This is a genomic window from Bradyrhizobium sp. (assembly GCF_030693485.1).
Lineage (GTDB): Bacteria > Pseudomonadota > Alphaproteobacteria > Rhizobiales > Xanthobacteraceae > Bradyrhizobium.
Genome location: NZ_JAUYAN010000262.1, coordinates 1 through 12807, shown reverse-complemented (window position 1 = coordinate 12807; position 12807 = coordinate 1). Strand labels below are relative to the sequence as shown.

Sequence of the window (12807 nt, the reverse complement as noted above, 5' to 3'; positions counted from 1 at the left end):
TCTTGCGGCCGTTGATGCCGCCCTCGGCATTGATCTTCTTGAAGTAGGCTTCTTCGGTCTTGCCGATCACACCATAGGCGGAAGCGGGTCCGCTGTAGGGCATGATGTTGCCGATCTTGATCTCGGTATCGGAGGCGCCGGGGTCGTATTTCTTCTGCGCGAGCGCGCCGCTGCTGGATACGGCAAGCATCGCGACGGCAGCCGAAAGGGCTCCCAATCGCAATTGGTTGAAAGGCATTTAGATCTCCCTGATCTCTGTGTGAGCTGTGTCGCTTTTTGTAATGTGCGCACTTTGCGGCGCTTGCCCATATTGAATACCTTTCGCGGCCTCCCATCAAGAAAAAGCCCCGTGCGACTGAGTCGCAGGGGGCCTTTTATTCAGCGGAAAGGTAAGCGCGTATTCCGCCATGTGGAATACCTTCTCCTAGCCCTTCCCGAGTTTGCCGAGCATATGCTGCGCGACCATGGCGACCTGCCGTGCGCCGTGCGGCACCAGGAAGATCACGAGGAACAACAGCACGCCGAACACCGCGCCGGAGAGGCCCTTCGAGATTCCCTCGGCGATATTGGGCACGAAGATGATAAAGGCCGAACCGACGATCGATCCCGGCAGCCAGCCGACGCCGCCGACCACCATGCCGAGAAACAGCGAGATCGCCAGCGTGATGGTGTAGGCGTCGGGCGCCACGAACTGCACGGCGATCGCGCCGAGACCGCCGGCAACGCCGGTGATGCCGGCGCTGACGCCGAACGCCAGCGTCTTGTACAGCGCGACGTCGACGCCCATGGCGGACGCCGCGATCTCATTGTCGCGGATCGCCATGAAAGCGCGGCCGGAGCGCGACTTCAGCAGGTTGACCGAAGCGATGTAGATCCCGATCGCGACCGTCAGCGTGAAGTAATACAGCCACCTGTCCTGCGAGATCGGCAGGCCGAACGGCGCATCCGGCTTGGTCACCACCAGGCCCTGCACGCCGCCGGTCCAGTGTTCGAACACGCCGAGCTTCAGCAATTGCGGCATGGCCACCGCCAGCGCAAAGGTCGCCAACGCCAGATAGATGCCGCTCAGGCGCAGCGCCGGCTGGCCGAACAGATACCCGAAGCCAAAGCAGATCAGGCCGGCAATCGGCAATGTCACCGCGTAGTTCACGCCAAAATGTTCCATCAGGATGGCGGAGGTGTAGGCGCCGACCGCGTAGAAGGCGCTCTGTCCCAGCGAGAACTGGCCGCTGCCGCCGGTCAGGATGTTCAGCGCCAGCACCGCGAGCGCGTAGATCAGCAGCATCGTGAGCTGGAACACGATGAAGTTTTTCACGAACATCGGCCCGATGATCAGCAATGCCAGCATCACCAATGACGCGCCCATGCCGAGCGTCATGGCTTTCTTCGGAACGGCCTCGACCGCCGGTGCCTCGTTTGCGGTTTCTTCAACTGAGCTCATGATCAAACTCGCTTCACGATGGGACGGCCGAACAGGCCCGCCGGTTTTAGAACCAGTACGATGATGATAAGCGCCAGCGCGATCGGCAATTTCAGTTCATTGCCGACGTGGCCGATGTAGGTCCCGGCGAGATTCTCGAATATGCCAACCAGGAAACCGCCGATCACCGCGCCGAGCGGACTGCTCAGACCGCCGAGCACGGCGGCGGCGAACCCGTAGATCAGCACGCCGCCCATCATATTCGGCTCCAGGAACACCACCGGCGCAATCAGGATGCCGGCGATCGCACCGATGGCGGAGGCCATGCCCCAGCCCAGCGCGATCATCCATGAGGTGTTGATGCCGACCAGCCGCGCCGACTCCGGTAACGCCGCGGCCGCGCGCATCGCGAGGCCGATCCGTGTGAACTGGAAGAACAGATAGAGCAGGATCAGCAATCCCACGGTGACGCCGATCATGCCGGCCTGGTGGGTCGATATCAGCTGACTCCCGAGGAACGGCGAGTTGCCGAACGGCGTCGGAAATGGCTTGATGGTGAAGTCCCAGGTCAGTCCGGCGACGCTGTTGACGATGGCGAACAGGGCGATGAACCCGGCGACATTGGTCAGCACCGGCGCCTTGGCCAGCGGCTTGAACAGCGCACGCTCGATGGCGATGCCACCGGCGAACGAGAACGCCAGGGTGAGCAGGAAGGCCCACCAGTAGGGTACGCCCCACTGCATCAATTGCCAGGCGATAAAGGTCGAGAACATCGCCATTTCGCCCTGGGCGAAATTCAGATGATCGATCGCCTGGTAGATCATGACCACGGCGAGCGCCATACAGGCATAGATCGCGCCGGTGGCGACGCCAGCCAGGACTTGGTTGATGAAAAGTTCCACGGCTGCGTTCCTCAATAACCGAGATAAGATTTACGGACGTCTTCATTGTTCGCGATTTCGGCGGCGCTTCCCGACATCACGATGCGTCCGGTTTCAATGACGTAGGCCTTGTCGGCGAGTTCCAGCGCCAGCTGCGCGTTCTGCTCCACCACCAGGATGGTGACCTTGTCCTCGCGGTTGATCTTGCCGAGGATCTTGAACAGGTCGCGCACGATCAGGGGCGCCAGCCCGAACGAGGGCTCGTCCAGCAGCATCAGCCGCGGACGCAGCATCAGCGCGCGGGCGACCGCAAGCATCTGCTGTTCGCCTCCGGACAGCGTGCCGGCCTGCTGGGTGTGCCGTTCCTTGAGGACCGGGAAGTGATCGTACATCCGCTCGATGTCGGAGGTGACGGCGGCCCTGTCCTTGCGGGTGATCGCGCCGAGCTGCAGGTTTTCCTCCACCGTCAAGGTGGTGAAGGTGCCGCGGCCTTGTGGCACGTGGGCGATGCCGAGCCGGACGATGTTCTCGGTCGAGCGGCCGGTCAGCGATGCGCCGTCGAACTCGATCGAGCCAGTCGAACGCACCATGTTGCAGATCGCCCGCAGCGTGGTGGTTTTGCCGGCGCCGTTGGCGCCGAGCAGGGTGGTCAGGCTGCCCTCGTTGAGACCGAATTCGAGGCCGTGAAGCGCCTGGACCTGACCGTAATAGGCCCGCAAGTCCTTGATATTGAGCATCGCGGTCATTGGTCCTTGCTCCCCAGATAGGCTTTGATGACATCCGGGTCGGACTGCACCTGGGCGGGCGTGCCTTCGGCGAGCTTGCGGCCGAAATTCAGCGCGACCACGTGGTCGGCGATCGACATCACGAGACCCATGTGATGCTCGACCAGCAGAATGGTCATGTGACGGTCGTCGCGGATCCGGCGGATCAGGTCGCCGAGCACGTGGACTTCCTCATGGTTGAGGCCGCCGGCGGGCTCGTCGAGCAGCAGGATCTTCGGCTCGGCGGCCAGCGCGCGCGCCAATTCGACGCGCTTCTGGGTGCCGAACGGCAAGCCAGACACCACGGTGTGGGCGACGTCGCCGAGGTCGAGATAGTCGATGATCTCGTGCACTTTCTTGTTGAGCTCGGCTTCGCCGCGGCGGACCCAGCCCAGCCTCAGCGAGTCCGAGACAATGTCGCTGTTGGTGCGGGCATGGGTGCCGACCCTGACATTGTCGAGCACCGTCAGATTGGGGAACAGCGCGACGTTCTGAAAGGTGCGGCCGATGCCGATTTCGGCGATCTTGTGCGGCGGCCGCGTCAGGATGCTCTGGCCTTCCATCAGGATGTCGCCGGTGCTCGGCTGATAGAGCCTGGAGAGGCAGTTGAAGAGCGTGGTCTTGCCGGCGCCGTTCGGCCCGATCAGGCCGAGGATTGCGCCCTTGTGCATGTCGAACGAGACGCCATTCAAGGCAACGATGCCGCCGAACACGACGCTGACGTCGCGAACCGCAAGCAGGGGGCTTTGTCCCTGCGCGACCTGTGCCTGCATCATCGGGTTCCGCCCGGCTTATTCTTCGGGCTGGAATGACCTTGCGAATTCGTTCGCAGAGTCTGCGAATGCGTCAGCCGGTCACTTCGATGAAGGTTACCTGATCCCCTCGACCACACGTGCAACTCTCCCTCCTGCTTTCAACTTCTTGTTTTCATTTTTTGATTGCGGTGCGGCTCCGCCGAGCGCCGCTTCGATGTTCCTTACCATCGCCACGAGGCGAGGTCCAATATCGTTGCGCAACCGATCTTCCGTGAAGCGGAATGCCGGCGCGCCGCAGTTGAAGGCGTAAGGACCGGTTCCGTCATTGAGCTTCAACCCGACGCCGACGGCGTGGATATCGTCGTGCCACTCGCCGGCCGAGATCGCGAAACCGAATTTTTCCACGCTTTCGCCGGCGCGTTCGATGCCGTCGCGCATCCGCGGCCACCGGCTGCCGTAGTGTTCGCGCAGTTCACGCAACAGCGTGGCGCGCTCATCGGCCGGCAAAGACCAGATATAGGCGCGCCCCATCGCGGTGGTTGCAATCGGAACCCGCGAACCGACGTCGAGCTGAACGCCTATTGTCTGACCACGACTCTGGCCGAAGTAGATCATGCTGGTACGGTCGCGGCCGCCGATGGCAACCGCGCCACCGGTTTCGCGCATCAATTCCTCGCGAAAGGGTTCGGACAAATGCCGAACGCCGAGATTTGCAAGGGCGGCATACCCCAGCGCCATGGCTGACGGCGCCAGCTGATACTTCTCGAACCGCGGAACGGGTGTAAGGTAGCCCAGCTTGGTCAAGGTATAGGTCAGCCGTGAAATGGTCGGCTTTGGCAAGTTGGTACGGGCCGCGATCTCCTGATTGCCAAGAAGCCCGTCGTTGGGATGGAATGCGCGCAACACATCAAGGCCGCGGGAAAGCGCGACGACGAAGCTGCGATCGGTCGCCACTTTCTTGCCTGGACGTTTCATTTCCTGCCGCTGGACGGACCTCGTTGACAAGGGACGTGCTTCAAAATAACCCTCCGTGTCAAGATGTGGAATTTAATTTCGCAGTGCGAAATCTACGGGAGTAGCTACTCAACGCAAGTCCCGGAGTGTCGTATCCACTCAACGCAAGTTAGAAGTAATCCAAGAACAAAACGCCCAGGGAGAGTCTCGTGAACGAAGTGGTCAAGCTCGAGCGTCGTGACGTCATCGCCATCGTCACCGTCAACAGTCCTCCGGTCAACGCGCTGAGCGCCGCCGTGCGAGGCGGTATTTTCGAGTGCATCAAGAGCGCCATCGCCGATCCCGAAGTGCAGGCGATCGTGCTGACCTGCGGCGGCCGCACCTTCATCGCGGGGGCCGACATCACCGAGTTCGGCAAGCCGCCGAAGCCGCCCGGCCTGACTGAAGTGCTGGAAACGATGGAAAATTCGCCGAAGCCGATCATCGCCGCCATTCACGGCACGGCGCTGGGCGGCGGCCTCGAGGTTGCGCTCGCCTGCCACTTCCGCGTCGCCACCAAGGAAGCGCGGCTCGGCCTGCCCGAAGTGAAGCTCGGCCTGCTGCCCGGCGCCGGCGGGACCCAGCGGCTGCCGCGCGCGGTCGGTCCGGAACTTGCGGTCAAGATGATCGTCGGGGGCGACCCGATCAGCGCCACGGACGCGCTGAAGAACGGCCTGATCGAGGAAATCGTCGAAGGTCCGGCGGCTGGCGGCGAGAGCTTCGCCCGCAAGGTGCTGGCGGAGAAGCGTCCGCTACGCAAGCTGCGCGACGACGATTCCAAGCTCGCCGCCGCAAGGGCCGACCGTTCGATCTTCACCAATGCGGTTGCAGCCATGACCAAGAAGGCGCGCGGGCTGGAAGCGCCGTTCGCCGCCGCCGACGCGGTCGGCGCCGCCATCGACTTGCCGTTCGACGAAGGCCTGAAGAAGGAGCGCGAAGGTTTTCTCAAGCTGGTATCCAGCGACCAGTCGAAGGCGCAGCGCTATGCCTTCTTCAGTGAGCGCGAAGCCGCCAAGGTCGCCGGCGTGCCCGAGGGCACCAAGCCGCGCAATGTCGAGCGCGTTGCCATCATCGGCGCCGGCACTATGGGCGGCGGCATCGCGATGTCCTTTGCCAATGCCGGTATTCCGGTGACGCTGATTGAGACAGGCGAAGAGCAGCTCAAGCGCGGCATGGGCGTGATGCAGAAGAATTACGAGGCGACGGCGGCGCGCGGCGGCATTCCCGCCGACGCCCCCGCCAAGCGCATGGGCCTGATCACAGGCAAGGTGGGGCTCGAGAACGTCAAGGACGCTGACCTGATCATCGAAGCCGTGTTCGAGACCATGGCGATCAAGAAGGAAGTGTTCACCGCGCTCGACAAATACGCCAAGCCCGGCGCGGTGCTGGCTTCCAACACCTCCTACCTCAACATCGACGAAATCGCCGCCGTGACCAAGCGTCCGCAGGACGTGCTCGGCATGCACTTCTTCTCGCCGGCCAATGTGATGAAGCTGTGCGAGATCGTGCGCGCCGACAAGACCGCGCCGGATGCATTGACCACAGCTGTCGCGATCGCCCGCAAGATCGCCAAGGTGCCGGCGGTGGTCGGCGTCTGCGACGGCTTTGTCGGCAACCGCATGCTGGCGCAGCGTGGCAAGCAGTCGGAAAAGCTGCTGTTCGAAGGCGCACTGCCGCAGCAGGTCGATGCCGTCGTCACCAAATTCGGCATGCCGATGGGCCCGTTCGCGATGAGCGATCTGGCCGGCCTCGATATTGGCTGGCGCTCGCGCCAGGACCGCGGCATCAAGTCGGAAATCGCCGACGCCTTGTGCGAAGCCGGCCGCTTCGGCCAGAAGACCGGCAAGGGCTATTACAAGTATGAAGCCGGTTCGCGCGCGGCACTGCCGGATCCCGAAGTGGAAAAGCTGATCGACGAGACCTTGCTGCGTCTGGGCCGCAAGAAGCGCGTGGTCAGCGACGACGAAATCCTCGAGCGCATGATGTATCCGATGATCAACGAGGGTGCGCGCATCCTCGAAGAGAAGATCGCAGCGCGTCCGAGCGATATCGACGTGATCTGGCTCTATGGCTATGGCTGGCCGATCTATCGCGGCGGCCCGATGTTCTATGCCGATCAGGTCGGCCTCAAGCACATCGCCGACCGGCTGTCCCATTACGCCAAGGAAACCAACGATCCCTCGCTGGAGCCGTCCCCGCTGCTGAAGCGTCTCGCCGCCGAAGGCAAGACCTTTGCTTCGCTGGCGCAGTCGGCGAAAGCGGCCTGAGCCGATGAAGCGGTGTTCTACCCCGCACAACGCGTCGTCCGTGCGAACGCAGGGACCCCAGCGTGAGCGCCAAGGGCGCTCATCGCGGCCGCGTGATTTCACGTTTTGGTACGGGGGTAGAGGCCGTCTTTCAATCCCGAGGCCCGGGATTACGGGTCCCTGGGTTCGCAGGGACGACATTGCATGACCCACCCCGGCGAGCAATTCTATCCGGAAGGCGTTCGGTGGGACGATACGATCGCGCGCGGAACGCTGCCTGATCTGTTGTCGGCGGCGGCGGCCGACTACGGCGCGCGGCCGGCGATCGAGTACCGCGATCGGCCGATCGGCTACGCCGAACTGGAAGCGATGGTCGAGGTCGCCGCCTCGGCCTTCCTGCGCGCCGGCTACGGCGCCAACCATTCGGTGGCGCTGTTCCTCGGCAACTCGCCGGATCATCCGGTCAACTTCTTCGGCGCGCTGAAGGCCGGCGCCCGCATCGTGCATCTGTCCCCGCTCGACGGCGCCATCGCGCTGTCGCACAAGCTGAGCGATAGCGGTGCGCGCGTGCTGGTCACCAGCGATCTCGCCACGCTGCTGCCGACGGCGCTGAAATTTCTCGAAAAGGGCCTCGTCGACCGGCTGATCGTCTGCCAGGACGACGACTGGGGCGCGGTCGGTAATCCGCATACGCCGATCCCGGACAACCCCGCGATCGTCACTTTCAAGACATTCACTGACGGCGCCGCCAGGCCTTCGGCATGGCCAAAACTCTCCGCCGACGATGTCGCGCTGCTGCAATACACCGGCGGCACCACGGGGCTGCCCAAGGGCGCGATGCTCAGCCACGGCAATCTGACCGCGGCGGTGTCGGTCTACGACGTCTGGGGCAAGCCGTCGCGCGCCGAGCGCAACAACCCGATCGAGCGCGTGATCTGCGTGTTGCCGCTGTTTCACATCTTCGCGCTGACCGTGGTGCTCTTGAGCAGCCTGCGGCGCGGCCATCTGATTTCGCTGCACCAGCGCTTCGATATCGAGGCTGTGATGCGCGACATCGAGGTCAAGCGCGCCACCTATTTTCCCGGTGTGCCCACGATGTGGATTGCGATCGCGTCTCTTCCCGATCTCGACAAGCGCGATTTGTCGTCGCTGGTGAGCGTCGGATCGGGCGGTGCGCCGCTTCCGGTAGAGGTCGCCAGAATCCTCGAGCGCAGGGTCGGCATGAAGCTGAAGAGCGGCTGGGGCATGACCGAGACCTGCTCGCCCGGCACCGCGCATCCGAAGGAGGGACCGGACAAGCCGGGCTCGATCGGGTTGATGCTGCCCGGCATCGAGATGGACGTGGTCGCGCTGGATGACCCGAAGAAGGTTTTGCCGGTCGGCGAAACCGGCGAGATCCGCATCCGCGGGCCGAACGTGACCAAGGGTTACTGGAACCGGCCGGCGGAAACCGCCGAGGCCTTTGTCGGCGACCGCTTTCTCACCGGCGATATCGGCTACATGGACGCCGACGGCTATTTCTATCTGGTCGACCGCAAGAAGGACATGATCATTTCCGGCGGCTTCAACGTCTATCCGCAGATGATCGAGCAGGCGATGTATGAGCACCCCGCCGTGCACGAGGTGATCGTGATCGGGATTCCCGACGATTATCGCGGCGAGGCGGCCAAGGCTTTTGTCAAATTGCGCGCCGGCGCTGCGCCGTTCAGTCTCGACGATCTGAAAGCGTTTCTCGCCGGCAAGCTCGGCAAACACGAAATTCCCGCCGCACTCGAATTCGTGGAAGAGCTGCCGCGCACCTCGGTCGGCAAACTCTCGCGCCACGAACTGCGCAACCGCCAGCCGGCGCAACCGAAACAACCGCAACTGGCAACGGGGGGCGGTTCATGAGCACCACACCACCGTCGTCCCTGCGAACGCAGGGACCCATAACGCGAGGTCTTGCGTTTGGGCTGGGTGTGAGACGCCTTTTATTGCCCGCTAACACCGGGCTATCGGTCCCCGCGTTCGCGGGGACGGCATGTGAGAGATAAGCGTAAATTTCATTCGCACACAGGAGGATCCGATGGATCTCAGCTTCAGCAAGGAAGAAGTGGCGTTTCGTGACGAGGTGCGGGAGTTCTTCAAGAACAACGTGCCGCCGGAGACGCGCAAGAAAATGGTCGAGGGCCGTCATCTCTCCAAGGACGCGATGGTCGCCTGGTGGCGCATCCTGAACAAGAAGGGCTGGGGCGTCTCGCACTGGCCGAAGGAATATGGCGGCACCGGCTGGAGCTCGGTTCAGCATTACATCTTCAACGAGGAACTGCAGATGCATCCGGCCCCGGCGCCGCTCGCCTTCGGCGTCAGCATGGTCGGCCCCGTGATCTACACCTTCGGCAACGAGAAGCAGAAGAAGCAGTATCTGCCGCGGATCGCCAGCGTCGACGACTGGTGGTGCCAGGGCTTCTCGGAGCCGGGCTCCGGGTCGGACCTCGCCTCGCTCAAGACCAAGGCCGAGCGCAAGGGCGACAAGTACATCATCAACGGCCAGAAGACCTGGACCACGCTGGCGCAGCACGCCGACATGATCTTCTGCCTGTGCCGCACCGACACCACGGCGAAGAAGCAGATGGGCATTTCCTTCATCGTGTTCGACATGAAGTCGAAGGGCGTCACCGTGCGCCCGATCGAGACCATTGATGGCGGCCACGAGGTCAACGAGGTGTTCTTCGATGACGTCGAGGTGCCGGTCGAGAACCTGATCGGCGAGGAGAACAAGGGCTGGGACTACGCCAAATTCCTGCTCGGCAACGAGCGCACCGGCATCGCCCGGGTCGGCGTTTCCAAGGAGCGGCTGCGCCGCATCCGCGACCTCGCCTCCAAGGTCGAGTCCGGCGGCAAGCCCATCATCGAGGACCAGAAGTTCCGCGAGAAGCTGGCCGAGGTCGAGATCGAGCTGAAGGCGCTGGAGCTGACCCAGTTGCGCGTGGTTGCCGACGAGAACAAGCACGGCAAGGGCAAGCCCAATCCCGCTTCTTCCGTCCTGAAGATCAAGGGCTCGGAAATCCAGCAGACCACCACCGAGCTTCTGATGGAAGTGATCGGCCCGTTCGCTTCGCCCTATGACGAGCATGGCGACGAAGGCAGCAACGAATCGATGGACTGGACCGCGCAGATCGCGCCGAGCTATTTCAACAACCGCAAGGTTTCGATCTACGGCGGCTCCAACGAGATCCAGCGCAACATCATCACCAAGGCCGTGCTGGGGTTGTAGTTTTCATTCCGGGGCGCGCGTCAGCGCGAACCCGGAATCTCGAGATTGGGGCACCCGGAGATTCCGGGTTCACGCGAAGACGCGTGCCCCGGAATGACTCGCTTCCAAGGTATCAAGGGAAAGTACGTAACATGGATTTTGATTTGTCCGAGGAGCAGCGGCTTCTCAAGGAAAGCGTCGACGGGCTGTTGAACGATTCCTACGACTTCGATTCGCGCAAGAAATACCGCGCGGAGAAGGGCGGCTGGAGCAAGGCGGTCTGGGGCAAGCTCGCCGAGCAGGGCCTGCTCGGCCTGCCGTTCGCGGAAGACGACGGCGGCTTCGGCGCCGGCGCGGTCGAGACCATGATCGTGATGGAGGCGCTGGGCAAGGCGCTGCTGCTGGAGCCGTATCTGGCGACCGTGGTGATATCCGGCGGCTTCCTGCGGCGCGGCGGCTCGGCCGCACAGAAGGCTGCGCACATTCCCGGCATCATCGACGGCAGCAAGACCTTTGCCTTCGCGCAGCTCGAGAAGAACTCGCGCTATGATCTGCAGGACGTCTCCACCACCGCCAAGAAAAAGGGCGATGGCTGGGTGATCGACGGCGAGAAATTCGTCGTGCTCAACGGCGAGAATGCCGACACCTTCATCGTCACCGCCCGCACCAAAGGCGGCCAGCGCGACGCAAATGGCATCGGCCTGTTCCTGGTGCCGGCTGACGCCAAGGGCATCGCCAAAAAAGGCTATCCGACCCAGGACGGCCTGCATGCCGCCGACGTCACCTTTACGGGTGTCGAGGTCGGCGCCGACTCCGCGATCGGTGATCCCGAAAATGGTCTTGCGCTGATCGAGCGCGTGGTCGACGACGCCCGCATCGCGCTGTGCGCGGAAGCGGTCGGCGCGATGGATGAATCGCTCAAGACCACCGTCGAATATCTCAAGACCCGCACCCAGTTCGGCGTGCCGATCGGCAGCTTCCAGACCCTGCAGCACCGCGCCGCCGACATGTTCGTCGCCGTCGAGCAGGCCCGCAGCATGTCGATGTTCGCCACCATGGCGTCCGATTTCGACGACGCCAAAGAGCGCGCCACCGCGGTGGCGGCGGCGAAAGTGCAGATCGGCAAGTCCGCAAAATTCGTCGGCCAGCAGGCGATCCAGCTCCATGGCGGCATCGGCATGACGCAGGAGGCCAGGATCGGCCATTACTTCAAGCGCCTGACCATGATCGAGAACACGTTTGGCGATACCGACTATCACCTCCGCCGCGTCACCAATGGCGGCGGGCTGGTGTAGGTCTCCGCACGTCATTCCGGGGTGCGTCGAAGACGCGAACCCGGAATCTCGAGCTAGTTACTTCTGGATTCCGGGTTCACGCGAAGACGCGTGCCCCGGAATGACGTGAAAGGTATCCTCCGTGAAAAACACCCCGTTCGATCTCACAGGCCGAGTCGCCGTCATCACCGGCTCCAGCCGCGGCATCGGCCGCTCCTCGGCGGAGCTGCTGGCAAAGCTCGGCGCCAGGGTCGTGATCTCCAGCCGCAAGGCAGATGCCTGCGCGGAAGTCGCCGATGGCATCAAGAAGGCCGGCGGCGACGCCCATGTCATTCCCTGCAACATCTCGCGCCGCGAGGAAGTCGAGGCGCTGATCGCTGGCACCACGAAGCATTACGGCAAGATCGATATCCTGGTCTGCAACGCCGCGGTGAATCCCTATTACGGCCCGCTGCTCGACATCAAGGACGAGGCCTTCGACAAGATCATGAACTCCAACGTCAAGAGCAACATCTGGCTCTGTGCGCTGGCGATCCCTCAAATGGCGGCGCGCGGCAACGGCTCGGTGGTGATCATCTCCTCGATCGGCGGCATGCGCGGCTCCACCGTGATCGGCGCCTATGGAATTTCCAAGGCGGCGGATTTTGCCCTCTGCCGCAGCCTCGCCGGCGAATGGGGTCCGCAAGGCGTGCGCGTCAACTGCGTCGCGCCCGGCCTGGTCAAGACCGACTTTGCAAAAGCCCTGTGGGAAGACGAGGAGCGCCTGAAGCGCCGCTGCGCCACCACGCCGCTGCGCCGCATCGGCGAACCCGACGAGATCGCCGGTGCGGTGGCCTATCTCGGCTCCGATGCCTCGAGCTTCATGACCGGCCAGACCATCGTGGTGGACGGCGGCGTGACGACAGCGTCGGTGTAGCGCTTACCCTCCCCTGGAGGGGGAGGGTCGACGCGACCCGGCGATGCGAAGCATCGTCCGGAGCGCGGCGGGGTGGGGTGACAGTCTCTCACCTCGCACAGTGCCGCGCCGAGGGACCGTCACCCCACCCCGTCTCGCATCGTGCTTCGCACGACACGAGCCGACCCTCCCCCTCCAGGGGAGGGTGAAGGCGCAGGCCTCACCATATTGACGAACCATTCCCAATCCGCTTGCCTTGCCTCCAACACCACCCAATAGCCACCCCGGGAAGCAACGCCAGGAATCCGCATCATGTCCTTCGTGCTGGCCATCGATCAGGGCAC

General features: G+C 63.3%; 10 protein-coding genes and 1 pseudogene. 5 read left to right on the top strand and 6 right to left on the bottom strand.

Features of this window, described 5'->3' with window-relative positions:
• The 6 genes and pseudogenes from Q8N40_RS19185 to Q8N40_RS19160 all read right to left on the bottom strand — a co-directional run.
• Positions 1–238 (bottom strand): annotated as a pseudogene (locus tag Q8N40_RS19185) (branched-chain amino acid ABC transporter substrate-binding protein); the annotation flags it as partial.
• A 186-nt stretch (positions 239–424) separates the two neighbouring features.
• Positions 425–1441 (bottom strand): branched-chain amino acid ABC transporter permease, encoded by a 1017-nt coding sequence (locus Q8N40_RS19180; protein WP_305712923.1) that lies wholly within the window; start codon positions 1439–1441, stop codon positions 425–427.
• 2 nt (positions 1442–1443) lie between these two features.
• A complete protein-coding gene (locus Q8N40_RS19175) occupies positions 1444–2322 on the bottom strand; it encodes a branched-chain amino acid ABC transporter permease (RefSeq protein ID WP_305319806.1) in 879 nt (292 codons plus the stop codon).
• Positions 2323–2333: 11 nt separating this feature from the next.
• Entirely contained in the window at positions 2334–3047 is a 714-nt protein-coding gene (locus Q8N40_RS19170) for an ABC transporter ATP-binding protein (RefSeq protein ID WP_305319805.1), read from the bottom strand.
• Entirely contained in the window at positions 3044–3841 is a 798-nt protein-coding gene (locus tag Q8N40_RS19165) for an ABC transporter ATP-binding protein (protein ID WP_305712922.1), read from the bottom strand. Before Q8N40_RS19165 ends, Q8N40_RS19170 begins: the two co-directional genes overlap by 4 nt.
• Before the next feature lie 93 nt (positions 3842–3934).
• The gene (locus tag Q8N40_RS19160) at positions 3935–4795 is read right to left on the bottom strand and encodes an IclR family transcriptional regulator (protein WP_305319803.1); all 861 of its coding nucleotides are present in this window, start codon (positions 4793–4795) and stop codon (positions 3935–3937) included.
• A 188-nt stretch (positions 4796–4983) separates the two neighbouring features.
• Between Q8N40_RS19160 and Q8N40_RS19155 the strand changes: the two genes are divergently transcribed.
• The 5 genes from Q8N40_RS19155 to Q8N40_RS19135 all read left to right on the top strand — a co-directional run bounded on the left by Q8N40_RS19155 (position 4984) and on the right by Q8N40_RS19135 (position 12484).
• On the top strand, positions 4984–7080 hold the full coding sequence (locus tag Q8N40_RS19155) for a 3-hydroxyacyl-CoA dehydrogenase NAD-binding domain-containing protein (protein ID WP_305319802.1): 2097 nt from the start codon (positions 4984–4986) through the stop codon (positions 7078–7080).
• 183 nt (positions 7081–7263) lie between these two features.
• A complete protein-coding gene (gene pimA, locus Q8N40_RS19150) occupies positions 7264–8949 on the top strand; it encodes a dicarboxylate--CoA ligase PimA (protein WP_305712921.1) in 1686 nt (561 codons plus the stop codon).
• Between the two features lie 175 nt (positions 8950–9124).
• On the top strand, positions 9125–10315 hold the full coding sequence (gene pimC, locus Q8N40_RS19145; RefSeq protein ID WP_305712920.1) for a pimeloyl-CoA dehydrogenase large subunit: 1191 nt from the start codon (positions 9125–9127) through the stop codon (positions 10313–10315).
• A 131-nt stretch (positions 10316–10446) separates the two neighbouring features.
• Complete coding sequence (pimD, locus tag Q8N40_RS19140; protein WP_305712919.1) at positions 10447–11589, top strand: pimeloyl-CoA dehydrogenase small subunit; 1143 nt, start codon at positions 10447–10449, stop codon at positions 11587–11589.
• A gap of 121 nt (positions 11590–11710) precedes the next feature.
• The gene (locus tag Q8N40_RS19135; RefSeq protein WP_305712918.1) at positions 11711–12484 is read left to right on the top strand and encodes an SDR family NAD(P)-dependent oxidoreductase; all 774 of its coding nucleotides are present in this window, start codon (positions 11711–11713) and stop codon (positions 12482–12484) included.
• Positions 12485–12807: the final 323 nt, after the last annotated feature.